25 protein-coding genes and 1 pseudogene are annotated in these 25,513 nt (G+C 73.6%); 11 read left to right on the forward strand and 15 right to left on the reverse strand.

The genetic code is table 11. The annotated features are described in order from the left end of the window. Positions 1 to 101: 101 nt before the first annotated feature. The 4 genes from ACIQGV_RS19715 to ACIQGV_RS19730 form a co-directional block, all read right to left on the reverse strand. Positions 102 to 3,017, reverse strand: coding sequence for an AAA family ATPase (locus ACIQGV_RS19715; protein WP_402496313.1), 2,916 nt, complete (start codon positions 3,015 to 3,017; stop codon positions 102 to 104). A gap of 245 nt (positions 3,018 to 3,262) precedes the next feature. Next, positions 3,263 to 4,903 carry a phosphoglucomutase (alpha-D-glucose-1,6-bisphosphate-dependent) gene (gene pgm / locus ACIQGV_RS19720; RefSeq protein WP_402496314.1) on the reverse strand — a complete coding sequence of 547 codons (1,641 nt, stop codon included), beginning with the start codon at positions 4,901 to 4,903 and terminating at the stop codon, positions 3,263 to 3,265. A gap of 330 nt (positions 4,904 to 5,233) precedes the next feature. Continuing rightward, positions 5,234 to 5,641, reverse strand: coding sequence for a hypothetical protein (locus ACIQGV_RS19725; protein ID WP_402496315.1), 408 nt, complete (start codon positions 5,639 to 5,641; stop codon positions 5,234 to 5,236). A gap of 131 nt (positions 5,642 to 5,772) precedes the next feature. Further along, positions 5,773 to 6,072 (reverse strand): hypothetical protein, encoded by a 300-nt coding sequence (locus ACIQGV_RS19730; RefSeq protein WP_402496316.1) that lies wholly within the window; start codon positions 6,070 to 6,072, stop codon positions 5,773 to 5,775. 446 nt (positions 6,073 to 6,518) lie between these two features. Here ACIQGV_RS19730 and ACIQGV_RS19735 point away from each other — a divergent pair, with 446 nt between their 5' ends. Next, positions 6,519 to 7,259 carry a maleylpyruvate isomerase family mycothiol-dependent enzyme gene (locus ACIQGV_RS19735; RefSeq protein WP_402496317.1) on the forward strand — a complete coding sequence of 247 codons (741 nt, stop codon included), beginning with the start codon at positions 6,519 to 6,521 and terminating at the stop codon, positions 7,257 to 7,259. Between the two features lie 191 nt (positions 7,260 to 7,450). Here the strand turns inward: ACIQGV_RS19735 and ACIQGV_RS19740 are convergent. Continuing rightward, a pseudogene (locus ACIQGV_RS19740) lies at positions 7,451 to 7,687 on the reverse strand (oxygenase MpaB family protein); the annotation flags it as partial. Between the two features lie 82 nt (positions 7,688 to 7,769). Further along, positions 7,770 to 8,666 carry a DUF2867 domain-containing protein gene (locus ACIQGV_RS19745; protein WP_402496318.1) on the reverse strand — a complete coding sequence of 299 codons (897 nt, stop codon included), beginning with the start codon at positions 8,664 to 8,666 and terminating at the stop codon, positions 7,770 to 7,772. Between the two features lie 53 nt (positions 8,667 to 8,719). On the opposite strand from ACIQGV_RS19745, the gene ACIQGV_RS19750 reads away from it, so the two are divergent. Next, positions 8,720 to 9,304, forward strand: coding sequence for a TetR/AcrR family transcriptional regulator (locus ACIQGV_RS19750; protein WP_402496319.1), 585 nt, complete (start codon positions 8,720 to 8,722; stop codon positions 9,302 to 9,304). A 381-nt stretch (positions 9,305 to 9,685) separates the two neighbouring features. Here ACIQGV_RS19750 and ACIQGV_RS19755 read toward each other — a convergent pair whose 3' ends face one another. Next, the gene (locus ACIQGV_RS19755; RefSeq protein ID WP_402496320.1) at positions 9,686 to 10,138 is read right to left on the reverse strand and encodes a hypothetical protein; all 453 of its coding nucleotides are present in this window, start codon (positions 10,136 to 10,138) and stop codon (positions 9,686 to 9,688) included. A 372-nt stretch (positions 10,139 to 10,510) separates the two neighbouring features. Beyond that, positions 10,511 to 11,200 (reverse strand): 2-phosphosulfolactate phosphatase, encoded by a 690-nt coding sequence (locus ACIQGV_RS19760; protein WP_402496321.1) that lies wholly within the window; start codon positions 11,198 to 11,200, stop codon positions 10,511 to 10,513. A 140-nt stretch (positions 11,201 to 11,340) separates the two neighbouring features. Here ACIQGV_RS19760 and ACIQGV_RS19765 point away from each other — a divergent pair, with 140 nt between their 5' ends. Together ACIQGV_RS19765 and ACIQGV_RS19770 are read left to right on the forward strand one after the other, a co-directional pair. Continuing rightward, complete coding sequence (locus tag ACIQGV_RS19765; RefSeq protein WP_402496322.1) at positions 11,341 to 12,036, forward strand: TetR/AcrR family transcriptional regulator; 696 nt, start codon at positions 11,341 to 11,343, stop codon at positions 12,034 to 12,036. 257 nt (positions 12,037 to 12,293) lie between these two features. Then, on the forward strand, positions 12,294 to 13,436 hold the full coding sequence (locus ACIQGV_RS19770; RefSeq protein WP_402496323.1) for an FAD-dependent oxidoreductase: 1,143 nt from the start codon (positions 12,294 to 12,296) through the stop codon (positions 13,434 to 13,436). A 179-nt stretch (positions 13,437 to 13,615) separates the two neighbouring features. Here the strand turns inward: ACIQGV_RS19770 and ACIQGV_RS19775 are convergent, their stop codons facing one another. Together ACIQGV_RS19775 and ACIQGV_RS19780 are read right to left on the reverse strand one after the other, a co-directional pair. Beyond that, entirely contained in the window at positions 13,616 to 14,008 is a 393-nt protein-coding gene (locus ACIQGV_RS19775) for a VOC family protein (protein ID WP_402496324.1), read from the reverse strand. After that, complete coding sequence (locus tag ACIQGV_RS19780; RefSeq protein WP_402496325.1) at positions 14,005 to 14,307, reverse strand: ArsR/SmtB family transcription factor; 303 nt, start codon at positions 14,305 to 14,307, stop codon at positions 14,005 to 14,007. The genes ACIQGV_RS19775 and ACIQGV_RS19780 overlap by 4 nt, the downstream gene beginning before the upstream one ends. A 301-nt stretch (positions 14,308 to 14,608) precedes the next feature. Between ACIQGV_RS19780 and ACIQGV_RS19785 the strand changes: the two genes are divergently transcribed. Next, positions 14,609 to 15,436 (forward strand): APH(3'') family aminoglycoside O-phosphotransferase, encoded by an 828-nt coding sequence (locus ACIQGV_RS19785; RefSeq protein WP_402496326.1) that lies wholly within the window; start codon positions 14,609 to 14,611, stop codon positions 15,434 to 15,436. Between the two features lie 162 nt (positions 15,437 to 15,598). On the opposite strand, the gene ACIQGV_RS19790 is transcribed toward ACIQGV_RS19785, so the two are convergent. Continuing rightward, positions 15,599 to 16,663 carry a hypothetical protein gene (locus ACIQGV_RS19790; protein ID WP_402496327.1) on the reverse strand — a complete coding sequence of 355 codons (1,065 nt, stop codon included), beginning with the start codon at positions 16,661 to 16,663 and terminating at the stop codon, positions 15,599 to 15,601. A gap of 319 nt (positions 16,664 to 16,982) precedes the next feature. Here ACIQGV_RS19790 and ACIQGV_RS19795 point away from each other — a divergent pair, with 319 nt between their 5' ends. After that, on the forward strand, positions 16,983 to 18,134 hold the full coding sequence (locus ACIQGV_RS19795; RefSeq protein ID WP_402496394.1) for a hypothetical protein: 1,152 nt from the start codon (positions 16,983 to 16,985) through the stop codon (positions 18,132 to 18,134). Positions 18,135 to 18,234: 100 nt separating this feature from the next. On the opposite strand, the gene ACIQGV_RS19800 is transcribed toward ACIQGV_RS19795, so the two are convergent. Continuing rightward, positions 18,235 to 18,642 carry a SpoIIE family protein phosphatase gene (locus ACIQGV_RS19800; protein WP_402496395.1) on the reverse strand — a complete coding sequence of 136 codons (408 nt, stop codon included), beginning with the start codon at positions 18,640 to 18,642 and terminating at the stop codon, positions 18,235 to 18,237. On the opposite strand from ACIQGV_RS19800, the gene ACIQGV_RS19805 reads away from it, so the two are divergent. The 3 genes from ACIQGV_RS19805 to ACIQGV_RS19815 all read left to right on the forward strand — a co-directional run bounded on the left by ACIQGV_RS19805 (position 18,570) and on the right by ACIQGV_RS19815 (position 20,803). Next, complete coding sequence (locus ACIQGV_RS19805) at positions 18,570 to 18,911, forward strand: PadR family transcriptional regulator (protein WP_402496328.1); 342 nt, start codon at positions 18,570 to 18,572, stop codon at positions 18,909 to 18,911. The two genes, ACIQGV_RS19800 and ACIQGV_RS19805, sit on opposite strands and share 73 nt — an antisense overlap. Continuing rightward, positions 18,908 to 19,810, forward strand: coding sequence for a hypothetical protein (locus ACIQGV_RS19810; protein WP_402496329.1), 903 nt, complete (start codon positions 18,908 to 18,910; stop codon positions 19,808 to 19,810). The genes ACIQGV_RS19805 and ACIQGV_RS19810 overlap by 4 nt, the downstream gene beginning before the upstream one ends. 117 nt (positions 19,811 to 19,927) lie before the next feature. Then, positions 19,928 to 20,803 carry a DUF4184 family protein gene (locus ACIQGV_RS19815; RefSeq protein WP_402496330.1) on the forward strand — a complete coding sequence of 292 codons (876 nt, stop codon included), beginning with the start codon at positions 19,928 to 19,930 and terminating at the stop codon, positions 20,801 to 20,803. Between the two features lie 97 nt (positions 20,804 to 20,900). On the opposite strand, the gene ACIQGV_RS19820 is transcribed toward ACIQGV_RS19815, so the two are convergent. Then, positions 20,901 to 21,296 carry a RidA family protein gene (locus tag ACIQGV_RS19820; protein ID WP_402496396.1) on the reverse strand — a complete coding sequence of 132 codons (396 nt, stop codon included), beginning with the start codon at positions 21,294 to 21,296 and terminating at the stop codon, positions 20,901 to 20,903. Positions 21,297 to 21,432: 136 nt separating this feature from the next. Between ACIQGV_RS19820 and ACIQGV_RS19825 the strand changes: the two genes are divergently transcribed. Next, on the forward strand, positions 21,433 to 22,407 hold the full coding sequence (locus ACIQGV_RS19825) for a helix-turn-helix transcriptional regulator (protein WP_402496331.1): 975 nt from the start codon (positions 21,433 to 21,435) through the stop codon (positions 22,405 to 22,407). A 48-nt stretch (positions 22,408 to 22,455) separates the two neighbouring features. On the opposite strand, the gene ACIQGV_RS19830 is transcribed toward ACIQGV_RS19825, so the two are convergent. Together ACIQGV_RS19830 and ACIQGV_RS19835 are read right to left on the reverse strand one after the other, a co-directional pair. Next, a complete protein-coding gene (locus ACIQGV_RS19830) occupies positions 22,456 to 23,154 on the reverse strand; it encodes a hypothetical protein (RefSeq protein ID WP_402496332.1) in 699 nt (232 codons plus the stop codon). A gap of 604 nt (positions 23,155 to 23,758) precedes the next feature. Next, positions 23,759 to 24,061 (reverse strand): putative quinol monooxygenase, encoded by a 303-nt coding sequence (locus ACIQGV_RS19835; protein ID WP_402496333.1) that lies wholly within the window; start codon positions 24,059 to 24,061, stop codon positions 23,759 to 23,761. A gap of 482 nt (positions 24,062 to 24,543) precedes the next feature. On the opposite strand from ACIQGV_RS19835, the gene ACIQGV_RS19840 reads away from it, so the two are divergent. Beyond that, the gene (locus ACIQGV_RS19840) at positions 24,544 to 25,434 is read left to right on the forward strand and encodes a glycoside hydrolase family 19 protein (protein WP_402496334.1); all 891 of its coding nucleotides are present in this window, start codon (positions 24,544 to 24,546) and stop codon (positions 25,432 to 25,434) included. Positions 25,435 to 25,513 lie beyond the last annotated feature (79 nt).

Raw genomic sequence — 25,513 nt, forward strand, 5'->3', positions numbered from 1 at the left:
GGACCCGGTCCCGCGGGCACCGGGCTCCCGTACCACCGGGTCTCCGTGTCGCGGCCGGCTCATGGGCACCGGCCGTCCGGCCGTCCGTCGCGAGCGACGGTTCAGCCTGCCCCGGTGTGCCGGGACGTGCTGTCGCGCAGCGCGGAGCGGGTCTGGAGTGCGGCGAGCGCGGCGCGCGTGGTGACCCCTGTCTTGCGGTAGATGCGGCCCAGATGGGACTCGACCGTGCGAGGGCTCAGATAGAGCCGCTCCGCGATGGAGGGAGTGGTGAGCCCTTCGGCGACCAGCGCGGCGATCTCCCGCTCGCGCCGGGTGAGCGAAGCAGGAAGAGGGCCCGGGAGGGAGCCCGGGAGGGGATCGGTGAAGGGACCCGGGACGCCGGCGCCGTCGGGCGGCCCCGGCACCACGGGCCGGAGCATGTCCGCCAGCCCGGTCAGCTGGTGGGCTCCACCGGCCGCGGAGAGGCGCCGGGCCCGGTCGCACAGGGCCGACGCGTGCTCCGGACGTCCCGCGGTCGCGGCCGGCGGCGCGGCGAACAGCAGGCCGACCGCTTCCCACAGCAGAGCTCCCGCCCGGCCCGCCTCCTCCGCGGCCTCCTCGAACAGTGTGGCGGCAGCCGCTGCCTCACCACCGGCCAGCAGCCGATGGGCGTCGCTGCGCAGCGCCGAGGCGCGCTGGGAGGGCAGACCGAGTTGTTCCGCCTCTGCGCGGGCCCGTCGCGCCCAGGTGCGGGCGGCGTCCTGATCGCCGGTCAGAAGGGCGGAGACGACCAGGACCTCCAGGATGAGCGGACGCATGGAGGGGTGGAGACGACGGAGGCCGTCACCACCCGCGCGCAGGACGGCGGTACGGGCTCGGTGGGGGTCTCCGCCGTGCAGCGCGGCCTGGCCGAGGACGCACCAGGCGATGGAGGCCCACCAGGTCGTGCTGGTACCGGCCGCGGAGGTGGCCTCCTCGGCCACCGCCAGAGCGGTTCCGTCGCCCGGTGGCCGGGCGTAGAGCAGGATGTGCGCCTTGCCGGCGAGGACGAAGGCGAGAAGTTCGCCGCTTCCGATGCCGCGGGCGACGGTCTCGGCCTCGTCCACGAGTTCCAGCGCCGAGTCGATCCGGAGCGTGGTCAGACGGACGTGCGCCTTGCAGAGCAGCAGGTGCGGGACGACGTAGAGGCGGCCGCCGCGCCGGGCGACCGCCAGGCCGCGGTCGACGTGCCGTTCGGCATCGGCGTAGCGCTCCAGGAACGCCTCCGCCCAGCCGAGGCGGGCCAGCGGTTCGCCCAGACTCGCCAGGTCGTGGTCGGTGAGGCCGTCGACGAGTGCGGCGGCACGGTCGGTGGCTTCCCGGGCGGCCCGCATCTCGCCCTCGTACGTCTCCCCCAGGGCGGCGGTGGCGAGTGCGGCCGTCTCGGCGACCTCGTCGTCCAGCTGCCGTGCCAGGTCCAGCGTCCGGGCGACATCGGCACGCATCAGCGGGTACGCCGTGGCGAGCGGCGAGGAGGCGCCGAGCTCCAGGCCGAAGGCGACGGCGTCGGCGGGCGACGGGCCCGGGGAACGGGAGAGTTCACGGCGCAGCAGCGCGACCGACTCGGAGTAGCGGCCGCAGTGACGCTCCATCACCGCGCACAGGGTCACGGCCGAGGCCCGTGCCTCCGCCGCGCCCGGCTCGCCCGGCGGCGACATGGCGATCACCTCGTGCAAAAGGTCCCGGCTCTCCAGCAGGCCACCCGTCACGCCCAGGGCCTCGGCCCGTCGCAGCATCAGATCGCGGCGCAGGGCGCGGTGCCGCGGCCGGTCCGGCAGATGGGCGAGGGCGACGGCCAGCCAGTGGGCACTGCTCGCGGGCGCGGTGGAGGCGGAGCGGTCGGCGGCCTCGTCCAGGACGGAGAGGGCCTGCGGGTCCCAGCCGGTGAGCGACCGCTCGACATGGTGGGCACGTTCGGTGACCGGGGCGTCCGTCTCGGCCAGCGCGGCCGCCGCGAGGCGGTGCATGCGGACGCGGTCGCCGGGATCGATGCGTTCGTGGACCAGGGTCCGCAGCACCGGATGGCGCAGGGTCCACCGTCCGCCGGGTGCCGGACGCAGCAGGTCCCGGGCCGCCAGGGACGCCACGTCGGCGTCGACGCGGGCCTCGTCCCGGGAGGTCACCCGGGCGAGCAGGGCTGCGGTGCCGCGGTCGCCGAGCACCGCCACCGCCTCGGCGGTCCGGCGCTGGGCGGGCGGCAGCGGGGTCAGTTCGTCCAGGAGGACGGAAGCGAGACCGCCGGCGAGGGGCCGCCCGCCGTGCGTGACGCGGGTACCGCTGCCCTCGCCGCCGTGGGTCTGTCCTGCCTGCAGCAGGGCGAGGAAGTACAGCGGATTGCCGTCGCTGGCCCGGTACAGCTCATGGGCCCGGCCGGGGGCCAGGTCCGGTGCCAGCGCGGGTGCCAGGACGTCGACGCAGTCCGCGCCGCCGAGCGGACCGAGGCCGAGGCGGACCACCGTGCCCAGGTCGATGCCCCGGGTCAGGGCGGCGGCCGGGGAGTCCGCGGTCTGGCGGTCGCGCCGGGCCACGACGATCACGACGGGCGCGCGCGGCGGATGGCGTACCAGGTGGTCGAGGAGTTCCAGTGAGGCCGGGTCGGCCCAGTGCAGGTCGTCCAGCGCCACCACCAGGCCGGATTCGGCCGCTGTCCGCCCGAGCAGTTCGGCGGCCGACCGGTGCAGACCGAACCGGTCGCCGAGGCGTCCCTGTCCGGTGGCCGGATCCATGAGCTCCAGGCCGATGTCGGCCAGGGCGTCGCTGAACGGCTGGTAGGGAAGGTGCCGTTCGTATTCGGAGGCCCGGCCTCGCAGCACGGTCGCCCCTCTGGCCTCCGCGTGCCGGCAGAACTCGGCCAGCAGCCGGCTCTTGCCGATGCCCGCCGCTCCTGTGAGGTCCACGACGGCCGGTCCGCCTGCTCGGTCGAGCCGTTGGCGAAGCACCTGCTCCCACCGCTCCAGCTCGGCCTCACGCCCGACCAACGGCGTCGCGGGCACGTTCATCTCCCCTCGCCCTGCGGGCCGTTGGCGACGGCCACTGCCGTGATCCTACGGAGGAGACCTGCCCGCCTGCGACGCCGAGGTGCTCGACGGCAGAGGATCACCCGGCGTCGCCCGGGCGGGCGACCGGCGGCCGGACGGCAGAACTCCGCCGCCCGGAGCCGCCGTCCTGCCGTCCTCGGCCCCCGCGCCGCCGGGGCAGGGCCGGACGTCACCGCCCCGGCCTGCCCCGGCGCGGACCGTCCCGGTCAGGCGCCCAGCGCCGCGAGGACCACGGACCTGGCCTCCTCCTGGACCCGGTGCAGATGGTCCTGGCCGTGGAAGGACTCCGCGTAGATCTTGTAGACGTCCTCGGTGCCCGAAGGACGGGCCGCGAACCAGGCGTTGGCGGTGGTGACCTTGATGCCGCCGAGGGCCGCGCCGTTGCCGGGGGCCTCGGTGAGCACCGCGGTGACCGGTTCGCCGGCGAGGGTGTCGGCGGTGACCTGGCGCGGGGACAGCTTGGCGAGCAGAGCCTTCTCCTCGCGGGAGGCGGGGGCGTCGACACGGGCGTAGGCGGGGGAGCCGAAGCGGTCGGTGAGCTGCGCGTAGTGCTCGGAGGGCGTCCTGCCGGTGACGGCGGTGATCTCGGAGGCGAGCAGGGCCAGGGTGATGCCGTCCTTGTCGGTGGTCCACACCGAGCCGTCGCGGCGCAGGAAGGAGGCGCCCGCCGACTCCTCGCCGCCGAAGCCGAGCGTTCCGCCGGACAGGCCGTCCACGAACCACTTGAATCCGACCGGGACTTCGACCAGGTCCCGGCCGACGTCCCCCGCCACCCGGTCGATCATGCTGGACGACACCAGGGTCTTGCCGATCCCGGCGCGCGCGGGCCACTGCTCCCGGTGGGAGAACAGGTACGAGATCGCCACGGCCAGATAGTGGTTGGGGTTCATCAGACCGCCGTCGGGCGTGACGATGCCGTGCCGGTCGGCGTCGGCGTCGTTGCCGGTGGCGATGTCGAACCGGTCGCGCTGCTCGATGAGCGAGGCCATGGCGTACGGCGAGGAGCAGTCCATGCGGATCTTGCCGTCCCAGTCCAGCGTCATGAAGCGCCAGGTGGGGTCGGTGAGGGGGTTGACCACCGTCAGGTCGAGCCGGTGCTGTTCGGCGATACGGCCCCAGTAGGCGACGGAGGCACCGCCGAGCGGATCGGCGCCGATGCGCACACCGGCGGCGCGGACGGCGTCCAGGTCCAGCACGTCGGGGAGGTCGGCCACGTAGGCGCCGAGGAAGTCGTGGCGGCCGGTGCCGGGGGCGGCCAGGGCACGGCTGTAGGGGATGCGCCGTACGTCCTTCAGGCCGCCCGTGATGATCTCGTTGGCGCGGTCCTGGATCCATGAGGTCGCCTCGGACCCGGCGGGGCCGCCGCTGGGCGGGTTGTACTTGAACCCGCCGTCGGCGGGCGGGTTGTGCGAGGGGGTGACCACCACACCGTCGGCGAGGCCGGAGGTGCGGCCCCGGTTGTACGTGAGGATGGCGTGCGACACGGCAGGGGTGGGCGTGTAGCCGTCGGCCTGGTCGATGAGCACGGTCACGTCGTTGGCGGCGAAGACCTCCAGCGCCGTGATCCGTGCGGGCTCGGACAGGGCGTGGGTGTCGGCTCCGAGGAAGAGGGGGCCGTCGGTGCCCTGGTCGGCGCGGTACTCGCAGATGGCCTGGCTGGTGGCGGCGATGTGGTCCTCGTTGAAAGCCGCCACGAGGGACGAGCCGCGGTGCCCCGAGGTACCGAACGCCACCCGCTGCCCGGGCTCGGCCGGGTCGGGGTGCAGCGCGTAGTACGCCGTGACCAGACGGGCCACGTCCACGAGATCCCCGGGCCCTGCGACCTGCCCAGCTCGCGCGTCCTGCATATCCTCGCTCCTCCGTGAAGTCGGCCTTCGGCAACAGCCTCATTCTCCCCCGCCCGGGACGCCCGTGTGTCGCCGGACCTGTGCACAAGGTGACCGTGCGACGAGAACAACGCCCCGGTCCCGACGGCCACGAGTACTCATGACTGCGGCGGCAGGGGTTCTTCGAGCGGACCTCCAGCCACCCGGAGGCGGCTTCCTCGCCGCGGCGCGCTAGCGAGACCCCGCACGGCGGCAGGCGGTGCCGGACGTGCCACGACACCAGGAAGTCCGCTGAACCGGGGCAGGGCCGGCCGGCGCGTCCGGGAAGCCGTCCCGGTGCGGGCGGCACTCCTACCGCCCTGTCCGCCCGATCATGGTTCCGTATACGGAGATGCTGTCCTCGGGCCCGTTCCTGAACCGCCTCATGACGCGCCGCACCGGCCGGACGACCCCGCCCTCGGGGAGACGGACCTCCACGTCGGTCTCTCCTCGGGGGCCGTCGTCATCGACCTGCCACGTCCCGCCGTACTGCCGGCGAACGACCTCGCCGACGCAGCCGCCCAGGGCGAAGAGTTTCTGTCCGAGGCCGTCGGCCAAAAGCCCTGCCGGACGGGCGACTCCTCGGGAGGAGCGGTCGTCGATGAACCGGTCGGTCTCCGCCAGGCTGTCCATGGAGTGGTCCACCGTACAGCCCGAGTGGCGCAGAGCGCCGACGATCCGTGCGGTCGAGGATTCGAGATCCCGGAGAAGGCTTGACATGCGGCTCCTCTTCTCTCCTGTCTCTCTTGCGTCCGGGCCGGGCGGGGGCGGATCGCCGCCCGCACCGGCATCCGGGGCGGGGCCCGGCACGTCCCGTCTCCCGCCGCACGGGGACGGCCGAGACGTACTCCTCAGCCGGTGATCCGGTGGTGGACGGTTCGTCTTCCTGATGTCGCGGCGAGCCGGCACACCGTCCTGGCAACGATCCCGTCGGCGGCTTCCGGCGCGAGGGCGCCCTCGGCGTCGACGTACCGGGTACCGCCCGGTCCCCGGGACGCGCCGACGGCAGCGCGCTCGAAGCGGAACACGAACAGTCCGTCGTCCTGCAGGACTTCGCAGCCGTGGGACTCCGGCAGGAAGGCAGCGGCAAGGCCGACGGCAGGGACGGGCCAGTCGTCGCCGTCTGCCGTGCCGATCACGTACTCGGGCACGAAGGCATCGTGTCAGCCGCGGCGGTACGCTCGGCCCGTGGGGGCGCGGCCGGATCCGGGCACGTCGGCGCGCCGCCGTCTCCGCCGTGGACCTCGGTGCCGTCGGGCACGGGACGGACCGTACGAATGCCCCGGTTCGGAGGCAGAGAGGCCGGTATGAGGGTCGTTCAGGTACACCGCTCGCGATCCGCGGGCACACAGGCATGCCGCTCCCGCTCCGCCGGCCACGGGTGCGGCGGCCACCGAGCGGGCGACGGCGCTCAGCCCGCGGGGCGGTACGCTCCGGGCGACGACGGCACCACACCGCCGCCGCCCGGGGCACCGCACAAGTGCACGGCGCCCGGAGGCCGTCGTGGCTCCGCGGCACCGCGGGACCGGGCCCGGCGTGAACTGCGCGGCCGCGACGGCACAGACCTGTGAGCGACCGCTCGCGCGACAGCGCGGACATGCGCGCGCTCATCGCCGAGGTCACCCGCTCCGGCGCACGGTTCGTCTCCGCCGTCACCGCCCTGACGGACACGGGGATGCGTGAACCCTCGGCGCTGCCGGCCTGGACCCGCGGCCACGTCGTCTCCCACGTGGCACGGGCGGCGGATGCCTACACATGGCTGCTGACCGTCGCCCGTACCGGCGCCCCGCCCTTCCCGAGGCCAAGTGCCGCGGCCCTCGCCGAGGCGGTCGCCGACGGCTCCGTCCGTCCCGCCCGCGAGCTCCTCGCCGACGTCCGCTCGTCCCTCGCGGAAGTGCTGGCGCAGGCTTCGTCGATGCCCGCCCCCGCGTGGGACACGCTGGTCACCGCCGCGGCGGGATGGCGTCATCCGGCCTGGTACACGCTCCGCCGGTGCTGGCGCGAACTGGAGACACATCATGTCGATCTGGGCGTCGGGTACGGCACGGACGACTGGCCTGCGCCGTATGTGTCGTGGGCCCTGGACGACACCATCGCCTCGGTCTCCGCGAAGGGTTTCCCCGTCGCCCGTGTCGAGGCCGCCGACATCGGCCGGTCCTGGCCGATCTCTGCGGCCGGACCCACGATCCACGCCCCCGGCCATGTCCTTCTCGGCTGGCTCGGCGGCCGCCTGCCCGGCACCTCCCTCGTCGCCGACCGCTCCGTTCCCGAGCCGCCCGGGCCGTGGCCGCTGCCTCCCGCTCCCGGCTGGGGCCGGTCCTCCGGCGGCGGGGGCTGACTCGACCGGGGCTCTCCGGGCGGACCGGCCGGGCCCGGCCCGAAAGGCCGCGGGCCGCACGCCGGCCCGTCGCCGCCGCAGCCGTCGCCCGGTCAGCCGCGGGCCGCGCGGCGGGCCGCGCGGCGGGCCGCGCGGGCGACCGGGAGACAGCGCAGCCGCTCCGGCAGCAGCGGGACGACGGCGCGGATCACGGCACCGAGCCGGCGCAGTCTTCGTTCGTCCCGGGAGGTCCAGGACAGACCGAGGGATGCGCGGGCGGCAGGCGGCAGCAGGCCGGTCGTGAAGAAGACATGGAGCCGTGCCAGCGGCGGACGGAGCAGGGGCCAGAGCCGGCGCAGCAGCGCGGGTGCGCCGGGCGGCGGAGGGATCGGCGTGCACGGGATCCCCCTCCGTCGCGGGACGGCACCGGGACCGCGGCAGAACGCCAGGAGCCGGCGCTCCTGAGTCCTCTCGCACCCACCGGTGGTGACGTGCGCGCCACCACCGGCCGTGTCGAATCAGGCGGGCGTGTCAGGCAGCGGTCCGCGTGTTCCGCTCCCCGGCGGGCCGGGCCGCGAACGCGGCGCGGCGGTGCGCCCGGCGCAGCGCGCGGCGGGCCATGCACGGGTGGACCCGGCGTACCACCGCGAAGTAGAGCCGGCCGCGTGTGTTGTGCAGCCGCACGGCGGTGGCCAGCGTCACGGAGTCGTCGTCGACCAGGACCGAGGCACGGAAGTCCAGGTGGGACGCGTCCTCGCCGAGCATGAGTTCACGGCCCTCGGCGCCCCGCTCGGTGAAGGGCAGGACGTGCCGCCAGGCCCGCGGGTCGCGGGGCATGCCGGGGGCGAGCGGCATGCGCCAGGCGTCGGTGAAGTCGGGCCGCTCGAAGGCTTCGTGGAGCAGCCGGGCGTCCGCCGGGACCGGCGACTCGGCCGGCCGGAGCCACAGGAGCCGGTTGACCAGCAGGGCGCGTCGCGGACGACGGGCCGGCGGGTGCGGCAGCGAGCCGGTGGCGGCCCGCTCGGCGTTGTCGAAGATCTCCTCGATCATCGTGTCGTGCACCGGCTCGATCGTCAGCCTGAAGAAGGCGAACCTGGCCGCGCTCGTGGTGATGTCGAGGACGTGGGAGATCCGGCAGCGGTCGGGGCCGAGGGGTTCGACGTCGAGGCGGTGGTAGCCGGTGCCGAGGCCGCCCTCGGTCATGTCGAAGCGGACGGACCGTCCGGGCTCGTAGGCGGTGACCCGGTAGCGGATCCGGCCGTGACCGCCGTCGGCGCCGACGGCGAGGGGGCGGTCGAGGACCATCGCGGGCCAGACCGGGGTGGGGAACAGGGGGTCGTCCGACGCGGAGAGCCGGTCGACGAGGGCGCCGACGGTCTCGGCCGGCGCCTGGACGATCCGCTCGTGAACGTTGCGCAGCGTGCGCATACCGCACCTCCATACGGGAGCGTATGTTCAACCGTACGGTAGCGTATGGACTTATGCAGGAGCAGCCGGACCCCCCGAAGCGCCCCACGCGCAGGCGCCTCACCGCCGACGACTGGGCGGACGCCGCCCTGGCCGCACTCGCCGAGCGCGGCCTCGCCGCAGTCGCCGTGGAGCCTCTCGCGGCCCGTCTGGGCACCACCAAGGGCAGTTTCTACTGGCACTTCGCCAACCGGGACGCGCTGGTCGCGGCGGCCCTCGCCCGCTGGGAGGAGCTGTCCACCGAGCGGATCATCCAGGCCATGGAGGCCGCCGAGCCCGATCCCGCCGCCCGGCTCGGCACGCTTCTGCGGGGGGCGACCGCCACGGCCGCCGCGGATCCCCTGGAGGTGCGTCTGCTCGCCGCCGCCGACCATCCCGAGGTCGCGGCGGCACTCGCCCGCGTCACCGAACGCCGGGTCGGCTATCTCGCCCACCTCTTCGAACTGCTCGGCTTCCCGCCGCCCGAGGCCCGCCGGCGCGGTCTCCTCGCCTACACGAGCTACGTGGGCCACGCCCAGCTCGCCCGGGCCGTCCCGGGTTCCGTGCCGGCCGGCCCCGAGTACCTGGCGACCGTGATGACCGCGCTCCTCAACCGCTGACCGCCCCCTGCGGCGGCCGGCAGCCGGCAGGCCGCCGCGACGCCCGCCACCGCCGCCCCGCACGTCCGCGCCGACAGAACGACGAGCGTCCGACGAGGCTCGGTCCAGCGCGGCGATCAGCGCACACCGCTCGTCGTCGGCCCGGCGCCCCCTCAGGTCGGCCTCGTGGCCGAGGTCTTCGACACACGGTCCGGCGCAGTCCGGCGACGAGGGGCCGGACGGCGGCGGCCGGGTCCGCGGCGGCGACGCCGCGATGCCGGGGCGGGATCTCGGCGCCGGCCACGTACGGCCGTCCGGCCGGGTCCGTCCCGCCCGTGGCCGTGCGCCGCCGCGGGAGCACGCCCTGCCGGAGGGCGGGAGCGGCCACCGCCCGGCCGCACGTCAGTTCATCGCCTCGGCCTGCCGGAGGGCCTGGCACCGGAACACCTGCGCCGCGAGGGCGTCGTCACCGACCGCGATCTGCCCGGTGCCCTCGCCGTGGGCGGGAGCGGTGATCTGGGTGGACCGCTCGGTGAGCGGGACGCCCTGCCGCGTCAGGAAGGTGACGTACGCCGTGAAGGTGACCTTGCGGTCGTTGGGGTTCTGGACCTTGACGGTGGCGTACGGGTCGCCGGCCGACGCGCAGCTCACCACGATCACCGGGGTGTCCTGGGCGGGCTTCTGCGTCGAGCCGGACGAGCCGGAGCCCGACCCCGACGACCCGCCGCCCGTCGTGGACGTCGAACTGCCGTCGTGGTCCTGGCTGGAGCTGCTGCATCCACCGCCGTCGCCGCCGTCACGATTCTTGTGGCCGGCGGAGAACCCCGTGAGGGCCATGACCACCGTCGCCGTCACAGCCGTCAGTCTGAGAACTCTCCCCATTTGCGTGCGCATGCCACAACCCTAGTGACCGCCGGACCGGCCGGAAGCCACGGCGTCCGCTCATGACAAGGCCGTTACGAGGCTGTCTTCACGTCATGCCTGTCGCGCCTGTTCCCTTCACGTCGTCGAAGGTGTAGGGGCAGCGGGCGCGCGCCCGGCGCAGGCGGTGCGGGCGCCGTGATGCCGCCCGCACCGTCGCGCACCGCGGAGGTGACCTGGATCCTGCACCGGGGACCGAGACCGCGAAGACCCGTGCCAGCCGCATCACGGCCGAGCCCGGCGCCCGGGACGGACCTCGGGTCGTGGTGACGGCCTACGAGTACCGCACGGTCGGACCGGGCCGGCTCACGGGCCGGGCTGCGGCACGGCGCACGGACGCAGAACCATGAGCGAGTCCTCCAGGGCCGCCGCCATGGCGAAGGGGAACCGGTCGAGCTCGAGACAGAGCGCGACGTCATCGGGGTGCGCCCCCTGACGCACACCCTGCGCCAGCTCGGCCGCGGCGCGCGACTCGCCGGCGCGGCGGAGGAACTCGGCGGCATCCGTCCCGGGGCCGGCGACCCTGCGGGCGATGTACTGAGCGCACGCCAGGTCCTCGTCGGCCCGGCCGTCCTCGCCGGTGACCACGAACGTGACGGCGTCGCACCCGCGTGTCCGCAGGAGCAGGGCCGTCGCCTCCGCCACGACGAAGCCGGCGCACAGCACCAGCGACGCCTCCTTCACCGCGAGGGCACCGACCGTGCCTGCCGTGGTCTTCTGCACGACGGTCCGTCCGCCGAGGTCGACGGACCGCAGCAGGCCCGGCGAGTTGACGGCGTCGAACCCTGGCGCCGGCGGACCGTCCTTGAGCGCCACCCAGTCCGGGTGACGCTCCTTCAGCGCCAGGGCCTCGTCCAGCGACCCGGCGAGAACGATCTTCTCCGCCCCCCGTCCGAAGGCCCAGGCGGCCACGGTGAAAGCACGCATGACGTCGACCACGACCGCCACGGACGGGACTTCGGCCAACTCGTCGATGCCAAGAAATCGAGCGTCCATCCGGTCATGATCACGCACATCCGGCCCGAAGCGTCCGGACAGTGGCCCGCATCACAGGAACGGTCCCGGAATGCGACACCGCTTCCGCCGGCCGTGCCGGCCGCCGTCGCCTCGCGAACGCGTTCGTTACGATCGCTGCCATGACTGCGAGAAGAGAGCCGATCAGCCGCCGGGAGCGTCCGGCGAAGCCCGCCCTGTCCCGGCACTGGATCGTGGACACCGCCGTGCGGATCATGCGGGCGGAGGGGCTGGAGAAGGTCACCATGCGCCGCCTCGCACAGGAGCTGGACACCGGTCCGGCGTCGCTGTACGTCTACGTCGCCAACACCGCCGAGCTGCACGCGGCCGTCCTGGACTCCCTGCTCGGCGAGGTCGACCTGACCGGACGGGACGGCGGCGACGACTGGCGCGAGCAGCTCCGCGCCGTCATGGCGTCGTACACCTTGACACTGTTCGAGCACCCGCAACTGGCGCGGTCCGCGCTCGTCGCCCGCCCCAGCGGCGAGAACTATCTGCGCCTGGTCGAGCGTGTCCTCGATCTCCTCTCCCGCAGCGGCGCCGGCCTGGAGCAGGTCGCCTGGGGAGTGGACAAGCTGCTCCAGGACGCGACGGCCACCGCCGCCGAGCAGTCGGCGCACGAGCACGACCCCGCCTCCGAGGACGACTGGAACGCGACCGTGCGCGCGCTGCGCGCGGCGGACGAGACCACGCACCCGGCGATCGCGGCGCACATGCCCGCCCTGATCAGCGGCTCGGCCCGGGACCGGCTGCGCTGGGGCTTCGACGTCCTCGTCGACGGCATCACCCGCACGCCCGTCCCGGACCCGGCGGACTGAGCTCCGGGCGGACCCGCCCGCCCCGCCCCGCGGACACGGTCCGGGGACAGGAGTCCCGCTCGACGCCTGCCCCCTGCTTCGCCGCACCTCATGACGAACTTGTTCGTGACGAACATGTTCGCTACGGTGGAGCGAGCGGCCCACGCGTCCGCCTGCCGGCCAGTCCCCCGCGCTGCCCCGAAGGGCCCTCGCGGCATCGGCCCCGGCCCCACGGCGCGCAGAGCGTTCCCCACTCCTTCACTTCTCCCGGAGGCCCCATGAACACCGGACACTTCCCCGTCGCGATCATCGGCGGAGGTCTCGGCGGCCTCACCGCCGCCCGCGTCCTGCATGTCAACGGCATCGAGTCGGCGGTCTTCGAGCTGGAGGCGTCGGCGTCGGCCCGTACCCAGGGCGGCATGCTCGACATCCACGAGGAGAACGGGCAGAAGGCCCTGCACGCCGCGAATCTGCACGACGGCTTCCTCAAGATCGTCCACGAGGGCGGGCAGGCCATGCGCCTGCTCGGCCCCGACGGCACCGTGCACATGTCCCAGGAGGACGACGGCTCCGGCGGCCGGCCGGAGGTGGACCGCGGCGAGCTGCGCGACCTGCTCCTGGACTCCCTGCCCGACGGCACGGTCCGCTGGGGCCGGAGGATCACCGGCGCCCGGGCGCTGGGCGAGGGGCGTCACGAGGTGACGTTCGCCGACGGCTCGGCCGTCACCACCGGCCTTCTGATCGGTGCCGACGGCGCCTGGTCGCGCATACGGCCGCTGCTCTCCGGCGCCGAGCCCGCCTACACCGGCATCTCCTTCGTCGAGACCGACCTGTTCGAGGCCGACACCCGGCACCCGCGCAGCGCCTCCGTCATCGGCAGCGGCTTCTTCATCGCCCTGGGGGACGAACACGGTTTCCTCGCGCACCGGGAGACCGACGGCAGCCTGCACGTCCACGCCGCGCTCAAGACCGACGAGAGCTGGCTGGACACGGTCGACCCGACCGACCACGCCGCCGCCAAGGCCGCGGTCCTCGCCCGCTTCGAGGGCTGGGACGAGAGCCTGCGCGGCCTGGTCGCCGACGCGGAGACGATCACCCCGCGCCGCATCCACGCCCTGCCGGCCGGCCACCGCTGGGACCGCGTCCCGGGGGTGACGCTGCTCGGCGACGCCGCCCACCTGATGTCGCCGTTCGCCGGCGAGGGCGCCAATCTCGCCATGCTCGACGGCGCCGAACTCGCCCTGGCCGTCGCCGCCCACCCCGGCGACACCGAGGCCGCCCTGTCCGCCTACGAGGAGGCACTCTTCCCGCGCAGCGAGGCGTCCGCCGCCGAGTCCGCCGCCGCCCTGGACATGATGTTCGGCGAGCGGGGCCTGGAGCGGACGGCCGCGTTCTTCACCTCCGGCCCGACAGCCCGGTGAGGCCCTCCCCCGCAGCGCCGGAGCACGTACAGCGGATACAGCGGGTCCCGGCGCTCCCGCGCGCACGCCCCTCCGCCGGTGCCGACGGCCGGGGCGCGGATCCGCACGGCCTCACCAGGCCGTCCAGGCCGTCCAGGCCGTCCACGGACATCCACGGACATCCATGCCTCCCGGGCCGTCTAGGACGCCTGCGTGACGATCTGGATCAGGTTGCCGCAGGTGTCGTCGAAGACGGCCGTGGTCACGGGGCCCATCTCCAGGGGTTCCTGTGTGAAGCGGACACCGAGGCCGTGCAGGCGCTCGTACTCCGCCTGCACGTCGTCGACGGCGAACTGGGCGAGCGGGATGCCCTCCCCGACGAGCGTGTCACGGTAGGTCCTGGCCGCCGGGTGGCCGAGGGGTTCCAGAAGCAGCTCGGCGCCGCCGGGCTCCTCGGGCGAGACGACGGTCAGCCACCGGTCCTTCTCGCCCACCGGGACGTCGTGCTTCTTCACGAAGCCGAGGATCTCGGTGTAGAAGTGCAGCGCCTTGGCCTGGTCGTCGACGAAAACGCTGGTCAGACGGATCTTCATGAAGACCTCTTCTCCGGTCGGGGCTCATCGGGCAGGGGCCACCGCTCGGCGATCTGCCGCAGCGGAGCCGTGTTCAGGTCGTGGAACTTGTAGCGGCCCTCGCGCCTCACCTCGACGAGGCCGGCCGCCTCCAGCACGGCCAGATGCTGGGAGACCCCCTGGCGGGAGATCCCGAGCTGATGCTTCATGGCCAGCCGTGAGCAGATCTCGAACAGGGTCTGCCCGGACCTCAGCACGAGCTCGTCGAGGATGGTGCGACGGGTGGGGTCAGCCAACGCTCTGAAAAGGTCTCCGGCCACGACTCCACCATAGGCAAGCACACACTTGCCTATCAAGTCGGACCGCACACTGCGGCTGTTCCGCGAGCGGGACGGCCGCCGGGGCGGCTCGCCCTGGTGCTCACACCGACGCGGCAGGTCCGTCCGCGTGAGCTCGGCCGGATCGCTCACGGCCGTCATACCGGTGATCCGGCCGTCCACGACGGTGAACGCGACGGCCGAGAGCGGGACGCCGGTCCCCGTCCCGCCCGAACGCGCGCACCGCGGACGGTGCGGGTCCGGCGGCGCACTTCACCGCGTCCGTCCTTCTAGGGTGGACGCCATGAGCGACGGTCCCAGGTCTCGGAGCGTGTCCCCGGTGCTGCTGGGTGCGGGGGGCGGCGAGGGCGACTGGCTGCCCGTCACCGCGGGCGAGTCGGGAGCCGCCGTCTTCCGCAGCGCGGACGGCACCCGGTACGCCAAGTGCGTGACGGCGGCGGACGCAGCAGACCTGAAAGCCGAGCGCGACCGGGTCGCGTGGCTGAGCGGCCAGGGTGTCCCCGGACCACGGGTGCTCGACTGGCACTCCGTCGATGCGGGCGCCTGCCTGGTGACCGGTGCCGTCCGCGGCGTACCCGCCGATCAGATGTCCGCTGCGCAACTGCGGTCCTCCTGGCAGAGCATCGCGGACGCGGTTCGCGGGCTGCACGAGGTGCCCGTGCAGCGGTGCCCGTTCCGTCGGGGCCTGGACGAGACGGTCGCAGTGGCGCGCGACGTCGTGAGCCGTGGTGCGGTGAACCCGGAGTTCCTCCCCGTCGAGCAACAGCACACGCCGGCCGAGGAGTTGCTGGCCCGCCTCGTCCCGCAGGTCGCGCGGCGACGGGAACAGGAGGCCGCCGACACGGTCGTCTGCCACGGAGACCTGTGCCTGCCCAACATCGTCCTCGACCCGCGGACCCTGGAGGTGTCGGGTTTCATCGATCCGGGCCGCCTCGGGTCGGCCGACCGTCACGCCGACCTGGCGCTGCTGCTCGCCAACGCGCGGGAGACATGGCCGGACGAGGAGCAGGCGCGGGCCGCGGACGCGGCGTTCGCCGAGAGGTACGGCGTCTCCCCCGACCCCGACCGGCTGCGCTTCTACCTCCATCTCGACCCGCTCACCTGGGGCTGAGCACGGCTCCCGGCGATGCGGCTGCGGTCCGGGCCCAAACGGTGCCGACGGGCCTGCCGGAAGAGCCCGCCCGGGCCCGGCCGCAGGCCCTTCGGGCCGGGCGGCGGACGGCGCGGCGGGTGCGCGCGACGCGCCCTGCCCGCCGCCCGGTCCGGGACGGGCCTACGCCGCGTCCTCCAGGAGAGCCTCGTCGTCCAGCAGGGCCTCGTCGTCCGTGAAGGCGTCGTCCTCCGTGAAGGCGTCGTCGCCCATCATCGCGGCGCCGAACCCGCCCAGGATCTCGTCGATGTTCAGCTCGGTGGCGCCGGCCGGAACCGTGGGCGTGCGGCCCTCGCTCATCCGCACCGACAGACCCAGCTTCTTCACCTTCGCGTTCTCGGCCAGCTTGACGAGGTCGACGTAGACCTCCGTCAACTCGCCGTCCTTCAGGGTGAAGTCAGCCGTGACCTCGGTGTTCGGGGCGTCCTTGAGGTCCTTGTCCGTGGGCAGCTCCATGCCCGGCGGCAGGCTCTTCGCGAGCGGGCGGATCTCGCCGAGGAACTCCGAGACCAGCGTGCGGAACGGAGCCGTGGCGGTGATGTGCTCGGAGCCGTCCTTGTCGCCAGCGGTCTTGAAGTCGACCTCGCGGGCGACGGTCTGACGCAGCGCCTCCAGCAGCCGCTTCTGGGTCTTGGCGTCGAGGGTGGGCTCCGGCGCGGGCTTCGCACCGGGCTCCGCGCCCATCTCGGCGGTGGTCTTCTCCATCTCCTTGGTGTCGATCTTCACCCACTCGCCCTCGAGCACCTTCTTGAGCCCGCCCGCCTCCGGGGGCAGGTCCTTCACCGACGGCACGGGGAAGCCCATCGCCTTGCCGAGGACGTTCACGTCGGAGTGGATGTAGGTGTAGTCGCCGATGACCCGGTACTCGACCAGGTCGCCGTCCTTGTTGCTGATCCTCATCGCCATGCCGACGTAGTCCTTCTCCCCGGACTCGCCGATCGGCTTCTTCGACTGCACGGTGACATTGATCTTCGCACCGCTGAACAGGTCGGCGACCTCGTCGGGCATCTCGTCACCGGGCTCCGGGTCCGACGAGGCGTCCAGTGCCTTCAGACTCTCGGTGTCGGTGTCGAGATCGAGCTCGAAGGAGATCGTCTTCTGCTCGGCGAGCTCCTCGAATGCCTGGTCGAGCTTCTTCCCGGCGGAGAGCTGCTCCACGGTGCCGCAGGCGGCCGAACCCGCCAGCACGGCGCCGACGACTGCGGTGGCGGTCAGGGTCTTACGTATGGCGGTGATGATGGTCTCCTCGTCAGTGCGATCACGACGTGATCACCGACGAAGACCCATGACACCGGCGAATGGTTGTACCGCACATGGGCGATGTCGGTCACTCGTCTCCGGTCACGCGCGATCGGGCTCACGCGTCGCCGATCTCGCTTTGCCGGCCGACGAGTTCGGCCCCGGCCGCCGAGGACCGGCTCGCCCGCTGCGGCACGCCGGACAGGCGGAGGCGGACGGCGCGGCGGCACGACGCCGCGGCGAACCCCTGCGCACGGCCTGTGTGATGATGCGCGGAAGATCACCGGCCCCGGGGAGGGCCCGGACGCGCGAGAAGGGCGGGGCCGTCGTGGGCAAGGAGTCCATACCGGACGAGGAGTGGGAGCGCTTCCTCCGTGAAGCCGGGAGAGAGGACAGCGGCGCGCCCGAGGAGCCGTCCGCGCGGGCCCGTACGGTGGCGCGGCGGTTGCAGGAGGAGAACGGCCCGCCGGACCCGTGGCGCGGTCACCGGCCGGCCCGGCGGCGAGGAGGCAAGGGCTGGTACGCGATCGGTCTGTCGGCCGCGGTCGCCCTGCTGGTCGTGGCGCTCGCTCCGGGACGGGTGGTGGGATGGTTCGCGGGCGGAGGCGGCGAGGACGCTCCGCTCGCCGCGGAGTCGAGCCGTCCGGATCAACCGCCGCCGACGGAGGCGGCGACCCGGTCCCCGACCCTGGAGGAGCCGTTCAGGGGGTCACCCGCGGCGCGGTGGGCTGCCGGGACGGCGGGGATCGGCATGCCCGAGGCACGGGCGACCGGCTGGATGAGCAAGGCGCAGGTCGCGCAGGCGCTCGACAGGACCCGGGACTTCCTCGCCGCCTCCAGTCTGGATCCCGGTGTGCTGCGCGGGGAGCATCCGAAGAGGGCGATCGCGTTGATCAATCCTCATCAGCAGGACGTCCAGGACTACCTGGCGGCCGCGTTCGGCGCGCCCGACGAGGAGAACGACCCCCGGCTGCTGTTCAGCCGGTTCGAGAGGACGAAGGTCCGGCTCGTCGGGGACGTGGTCAGGACACGAGGGCGGATCACCTACCGGGAAGGCAGCCGTGGCGCGGTCGAGGTGACCACCGATGTGACGTACGTGTACCCGGTCGTCCGCGCCGCGGCGGGAAGCGACGAGGTCACCCGTACCATCGTGCGCCGTGAGGTCGTGATGAGCTGGGACGACCCGGCGAAGATCGTCATCGAGCCGGACACGTTCTCCCTCGTCTCCTACAGGGTGGACACCACCAACGGCGGCTGTGACACCTTCACCGGCTACCTCACCCCCGAGTTCGGCTCCGAGCAGGCGACCGCGAGCCCGGGAGACGGTCCCGAGGTCGACCCGTACGACCGGAGCACGTCGATGGAGGACCGTATGCGGGAGGCCGGCGACGCGGGGTGCGGCACTGCCACCCGGTCGTGAGGGACGGCGACCGGTCGTGAGGGGCAGCAGCCGGCCGTGAGCGGCGGCCGCGCCGTGGATCGGCGTCAGGGGCGTGCCGGCGGGGCGGACGACGACCGGGTCAGGGCTTCGCCGGGTGCGCTGCCGCGGCGAGTTCTCCCCCGGCAGCCGCCGGTGCGGGTTCCGGCGCGGGGGCCGCTGCGAGAAGGCTGACGTCGTCCCGTGCCCGGTCGACGGCGAATCGTTCGGCGGCTGTGCAGAGGGCGGAGACGGCGGCCGACGGGGTGGGGTCGTCCAGGCCGGCCAGGACGCCGGAGACCCGGTGGTCGCCGAACTCCTCGCCGCCCCGGCCCCGGCCCTCGGTGAGACCGTCGGTGGACAGCACCAGCAGATCGCCGGGACCGAGGCGGGACCGGCCGCGTTGAGACGGTCCGGCGGAATGACTATCTTCGTGGGGTGAGTGAGCGCGTGATGCAAGAGCCCACCTTGATGGTGCTGACGGCCCTCGCGGACGTACCCCGGCACGGATACGCCGTCGCGCAGGAGGTCAAGGCGATGACCGGCGGCCGTGTCGTACTGCGTACGGGAGCTCTGTACGGGGCTCTGGACCGCCTGCTGGCCGACGGGCTGATCGACGTCGAACGCGAGGAGGTCGTCGACGGCCGGGCCCGGCGTGTCTTCACCCTGTCCGCGTCGGGGCGGGAGCGGCTGGCGGCGGAGGCCGAGCGGCTGGCCTCGGCGGCGCGGGAGGCCACCCGCCGGCTGTCCGTCACACGGCCGTCGTCGGCCACCACGTGATCGAGCGCGTGCTGCGGCTGTATCCCGCCGCCTACCGGCGGGCCCACGGCGGGGAGATCGCCGCGACCTTCCGCGAGATGACCGAGGGCGAGCCGCTGCGCTCACGCCTGCGGGAAGGCGCGGGTGTGGCGGCGCACGCGCTGAGGATGCGGCTGGGGCTGGGGCCGGCGTCCGCCGCCTCACGGGTTCTCGCTCTGGCGTATCCCTTCGCCCTGGCCGCCTCGGCCGCCACGTGCGGCCTGTACTTCCTGCGCTGGTACGCCAGTGTCGTCTCCTCACCGGCCCCGTTGGGGCTGCGGCTCCGGGTCGACCTGGCGGGATTCTGGGGTGTGCTGCTCGTCTCGTCGCTGGTCGTGTTCGCGGGAGCGGCGTCGGCGCTGGCCGGCCGGTGGCGCGCGGGGGTGCCCTGCACGGTGGCGGGGCTGCTGTCCTTCGCGGGGGCCGCGGTGGCCGGCGGACCCGCGTTCGGCGACCCGGTCGTCACTCCGGCCGCGGCGTCGCTGGCGGCTGCCGTGGTCCTCGCCTGCCCGCCGGACCGGCGCCTGGAGAGCGTCGCGGCGGGGCGGGCGGGCGCGGCCGGTGCGGTGATCGCGCTCGTGGTCGTGCCGCGGGCGGCCGTCGACACGCACGCGGTGCCGTGGGTCAGCACCGACTACGGGTGCTGGCCGCTGCTCGTCCTCGCCGTGACCGGTGTCGCGCTGACCTGGCGCAGCGGATCGCGCGGGGGCCGCGAGCTGGGGGCGATGGTCCTGGCGTCCCCGCTGCCGCTCGCCCATGCCTGCACCACGGCATGGGGCGAGACGGCCGTTGCCGTGTGCCTCGCAGCGGCGCTGCCGGCCACCGCGGCCGCCGCTCTTCTGGCCGGGCGCCTGAGGCGCACCCGACGCACCTTCCTCTGAGCGGCTCCGCCGCGGCCGCACGTCCGGACGAGGCACACGGGCGCACTCCACCCTCTATAGTCCGTTTGACGTAGCATTCCGTTCAACGGACTATAGGGTCCGCGCGAGAGGATGCCCATGCCGTTCACCCTGTCCCACCCCGCGGCCGTACTGCCTCTGATGCGGCGGCCCTTCAGCCGGACCGCACTGGTCACCGGGGCCTTCGCGCCGGACGCGCCCTACTTCGTCGTCACCACGGGCCTGCCCGTCACCGCGCAGTCCTGGTACGAACCCTTCGTCAACGCCACCACGACGCACACCGCTCCCGGCGCCGTCACCGTCACCCTGCCGTACGCCCTCGTACTGTGGGCACTGCTGCGGGCAGGCCGTCGCCCGCTGGCATCCCTGGTGCCCCTGCCCCTCTCCCCGCCCGGGCCCCGGACGTCCGGCACCCTGATACGACGAGCCGGATGGATCGCCCTGTCCGCCCTGATCGGCATCGCCACACACCTGGTCTGGGACGCCTTCACCCACCACGACGGGTTCGTGGTCACCCGCACGCCCTGGCTCACCTCCGCACTGTTCGGCAGCCTCACCTGGGCACGGGCGCTGCAGCACGCGAGCACGATCGGGGGTCTGGTCGCCATCGCCGTGCATGTGCGCCGCGGGCGAGCCCGTCCCCTCGCCGGCACGGGCCGCCGCGCCGCGGCCGACAGCGCGACCAGGCGTCAGGTCCTCCTCGCCATGGCCCTGTTCACGGCCGCCGGGGCCGTCGCCCAGACGTGGCGGTGGTTCTTCGGCCCCGAGGCGGAGACCGGCGGGCTGCCGCTGAGCGCCGTGATCGAGGGGGTGCTGTCCGACGCGGCGAAAGGCGCGGGCGCCGGACTGACCGCCGCCCTGGCCCTCCACGTCGTCGCGTGGTGGATCCGGCACGCCGTCGCCGCCGCCCGGCACCGCAGGGACGGAGCGCCCCCGGTGCACGCCGACGGACCGCGGCGGGACACCGCCGCCTGACCCGCCGCCGAGGCCCGGTCCGCCGTTCCGGGACCGCGCCGCCCCGGTGACTCACGCCGGACCGACCGGCAGCCCCACCGAGGACGGCGCGGCCGCGTCACGCGACGGCGGTCCCCTCGAGTTCGACCATCAGGGCGGGGACCGCCAGCCGTGTCACCCCGAGCATCGTGGTGACCGGAGCCACCCCGGCGGCACCCAGCCGCGCCGCCAGCACGCCGTAGTGCCGGAGAAGCAGATCGACGTCGGTCGTGTGGACGTCGAGGCGGACGAGGTTCGCGACGGACATGCCCGCCCCGGCGAGCACGGCCTCCAGGTTGTCGGCGCTCAGCGCCAGCTGCGCCGCCATGTCGCCCTCGTGCTGAGGTTCTCCGTCACCGCTCATCGCGGTCTGCCCCGAGATGTACAGGGTCCGGGTGTGCCCGGCGACCACCTCGCCCTGGTTGAATCCCCATTCCTTCGACCACGTCACCGGGTTGACCGCCGTGCGTTCCATCGCCATGTCAGCTCCATTCGGTTCCTGGGGGGTACGTCCGTCCGCCGGCCCGGCAGCCGCCGGCTCCGACGTCGTGCGGACGAGCCTCGCAACACATCACGACACCCTTGGTCATGTATTTCGATAAAGTTCTCGTATGCGTGCCGACCGGCTGGTCTCGCTCGTGCTGCTGCTGCGTCAGCGCGGTCGGTTGACCGCGGCCACGCTGGCCCGCGAGCTGGAGGTGTCCACCCGCACCGTGCTGCGCGACATCGAGGCCCTGTCCGCGGCCGGCGTCCCGGTCTACGCCGAACGCGGCCGGCACGGCGGTTTCGTGCTGTCGCCCGGCTTCCGGACCGAGCTCACCGGGCTGAACCACGACGAGGCCCTCGCCCTGCTGACCGCCGGATCGGGGCGCGGCGCGCAGGCGTTCGGCCTCGGTTCCGCGCTCGCCTCGGCCGTGCGGAAGGTGGCCGACGCACTGCCCGAGAGCCACCGGAGCATCGCCGGCGACGCGGCCCGGCGATTCCTCGTCGACCCGGAGACCGATCTGCTCTCCCGCCGGACAGCCGCCGCGGAGGTGCCCGACGCCACGATGGCCGAGGTCCGGCGCGCGGTGCTCGCCGGTCACAAGCTGCGTATCCGGTACACGGCCACGGGCCGGACACCCCAGTGGCGCACGGTGGACCCGATCGGCGTGGTCACCGTACGCGGCCAGGGCTATCTGCTGGCCACACGATCCGGCACGGACCGCACCTACCGGCTGTCCCGGATCCTGGCCGCCGAGGAACTCCCCGAACCGGCCCAGCGGCCGCATCAGGTCGACCTGGACCGGATCTGGCGGCAGCGTTCCGCACAGTTCCGCTCCGGCGGCGACCAGATCGCCGTACTGCTCCGGACGGACCCGGCCCGGCGGGAGGAGCTGCTGGACACCGTGCTGGCCGTCCTCGCCGAAGTGCCCGACGCCGACGGCTGGTTGCGGCTGGAGGTGACCTTCCAGGACTCGCGGCACGCCGAATGGGCGCTGTGGCAGCTCGGCACGGACGCGGAGGCCCTGGCCCCGCAGTCGCTGCGCACCTCCTTGCGCAGCCGCGCCGCCGCGATCGCCGCCCGCTACGACGACACGGTCTGACGGCGCGGGCGGGCCGGACCGGACGCCCCGCCCGACCGGGTCCGCCGGCTACCGCTTCGGGGTGTCGACCCGGACCTTCGCGCTCGTGGTGACGAAGTAGGAGTGCTGGTCCTCCAGGTCGGCCCGGGTCTGCTCGCCGATGTACAGGTCGAGGTGTCTGGCGTCATCGCAGCCGATGCTGCAGAGGTCGTCGACGCGCCAGTCCGCGGATCTCACCCGCGCGCAGATGCCGGCGGAGAGACCTTCTCCGCAGTCGACGACACGGATCCGTGTGCCTGACGGCAGATGGTTGGCGGCGACGGACCGCCAGGGCACCAGCGGGTTGTCGTGGGAGCCGACGGGCGACTGCTCGGTCGAGAAGTAGCAGTGGCGTGTGAAGTCCCAGCCGAGGTAGTCCCCGCGGGCGTTCTTGCCGAAGCCCTCCAGGCCGACCCGGTCGAGGTAGTCGGCGGGGAAGGTGTCCGGCAGGCTCTGCCCGGCGCACACCCGGTCGCGGATGCTGCGCCGGGGTCCGTGGTGGTACACCTCGCTCGGTGTGTAGTAGACCGTCAGCGTGTAGCCGTCCCGGGCAGGCTCGTCGGCCCGCGGGGAGCCGGCGGGGTTCAGCGAGTGGTTCAGCTGCAGGACGACGCCCACGAGGGCGGCGACGGCCGGCAGGCCGTATGCCAGGCGCACCGCTCTTCTGCCGCGCCGGATGCGCGGGCGCCACGCGGGCGGTCGCGGCGCGGTGTCCTGGGATTCGGTCATGGGAGGTCCACTTCTCGGAGGTGCCGGGGCAAAGGACCGGCGATTCGGCTTCGACGGCGAACCGCCGGCAGCAGGAACCGGAGCCGGTGCCACGGCTCCGTCGCCGGGGGCCACCATGCCGTCGAGGACGTCCCTGTCCGTCCGTGTCCTGTGCCGTGATCTGCGTGTTCCTGCCGGTCGGCGAGCCGGCGGCGCAGACCGACGTCATGCTAACGGTCCGCAGGCCGGACCGTGCGACCGCGGTCCCCCGAGGCCGCGCCCCTCGGGATCGCGGCCGGGCCGCCGGGAGACTCCGCTGCCGCGCCCGGCCTCCGCCGGCCCTCCGGCAGCACCGACGGCGGGCGGCCTCGGTACCGTTCCCGCCCTCCGGCGCCGCCCCCCGTTCCCGCCCTCCGGCGCCGCTTTCCGCGACCGGCCCCTCGCACTCGGGCGCCACGGGTGCGGTCCGGCGGCCCCACCGCGTGAGGCCGCTCGACCGTGCCGGTCCCGGCACGGGGCGGACCGCGCGACACGGCCGACGCCGAGCGGCCGCCCGGCATGTCTTCCGGGCCTCCCCGGGCGCCGCCCGGGTGTGCCGTCCGTCGCCGGCCGACGGCGTCGCGGCTCAGGCCACCGGTTCGGCCTCGATCTCGATCACCTGCGCCGGCCCCGCCCTGAACGCCGGACTGGCGGCGTCGGCGGCGATCATGTGCGCGGTGGCGTCGTGAGCGGCCAGCGCATCCCGTGACGCCCAGAGTTCGACGAGGACGAACCGGTCCGGATCGCCGGCCACCCGGTGCAGGTCGTACTGCAGGCATCCCTGTTCGGCCCGCACGACCGGCGCGAGCCGCTCATGGGCGTCGACCTGTTCCCGGCCGCGGCCCGGAAGGGTGGTGATCAGTATGTGAAGCCGTACGGGTCGTGACATGCGTGCGAGCGTAGATCAGCAGGTACGGCAGAGGAACCACGGTCTCACCAGGCAGTCGCCGGCGGCACAGCACGGCATCGCATCGCCGCGATCGGCGGACAGGATCCGGGAGTTCGAGCGGGCCGTCCCCCCCCCCCGGAAGGAGAGTGCCGCGGCCCGCGCACGCGGCGGGCGTGTCCACGGGACCGTCCGAGGGGGCGGCGCATGACACGGCACGGGACCGTCGTGGCCCGGCGCACGACCTGGCGCAGGCGGCGCTCGGCTTCAACCGTCCCTGCCTCCAAGGGAGTTCGCGGCCGCCCTTCTCACGGACATGATTGGTCTACACCCTTGACTGGTACAGACCAAAGCGGTTGAGTGTTCCTCACACCCCCCACCACGGCGGCCCCCCACGCCGGTCCGGCTCCGTCGGCACGCGCGCACAAGGTCCGTTCGTCTCTCCTTGCCGGAGGCCGGCCGTGTCGCACGAAGGAGCTGACCCCATGTCAAGACGCCCCCTGGCCGCCGCCGTGACCGCCCTCCTGCTCGCCGGAGCGGCACCGGTGCTGCTGCCCGCCGCGAACGCCTCCGCGGCCTCCTGTTCCAGCTACCCCAACTGGGTGGCCGGCAAGGCGTACCGCACCGGCGACGTCGTCCGCTACACGGACGGCAGGGCGTACATCGCCGAGCACGACAACCCGGGCTACGACCCCGTCATCAGCACCTGGTACTGGGAGCCGTACGCCTGCGACAACGGCCCCGGGACGCCCGTCGGCACCTTCGTGGTGAGTGAGGCGCAGTTCAACCAGATGTTCCCGGGCCGGAACGGCTTCTACACCTACAGCGGCCTGGTCGCCGCACTGAACGCCTACCCCGGGTTCGCGAAGACCGGCAGCGACACGGTGAAGAAGCAGGAAGCCGCCGCCTTCCTCGCCAACGTCAGCCACGAGACCGGCGGACTGGTCCACATCGTCGAACAGAACACCGCCAACTACCCCCACTACTGCGACTGGAGCCAGCCCTACGGCTGCCCCGCCGGACAGGCCGCCTACTACGGACGCGGCCCCATCCAGCTCAGCTGGAACTTCAACTACAAGGCCGCCGGCGACGCATTGGGCATCGACCTGCTGCGCAACCCCTGGCTGGTCCAGAACGACGCCGCCGTCGCCTGGAAGACCGGCCTGTGGTACTGGAACACCCAGAACGGGCCCGGCACCATGACCCCCCACAACGCCATGGTCAACGGAGCCGGCTTCGGCCAGACCATCCGCTCCATCAACGGCTCCCTGGAATGCGACGGCCGCAACCCCGCACAGGTCCAGAGCCGCGTCACCAAGTACCAGCAGTTCACACAGATCCTCGGGGTCCCCGCCGGCAACAACCTCTCCTGCTGAGACCTCGCGGTCCACAGCGCCGCGCGGGCGGTCGCCACAGCCTCCCGCGCGGCGCGCACGCCGCGGCTTCGCGGCCGGA

Origin of the sequence: Streptomyces sp. NPDC093094 (assembly GCF_044754345.1) — a bacterium.
Taxonomy (GTDB): Bacteria; Actinomycetota; Actinomycetes; order Streptomycetales; family Streptomycetaceae; genus Streptomyces.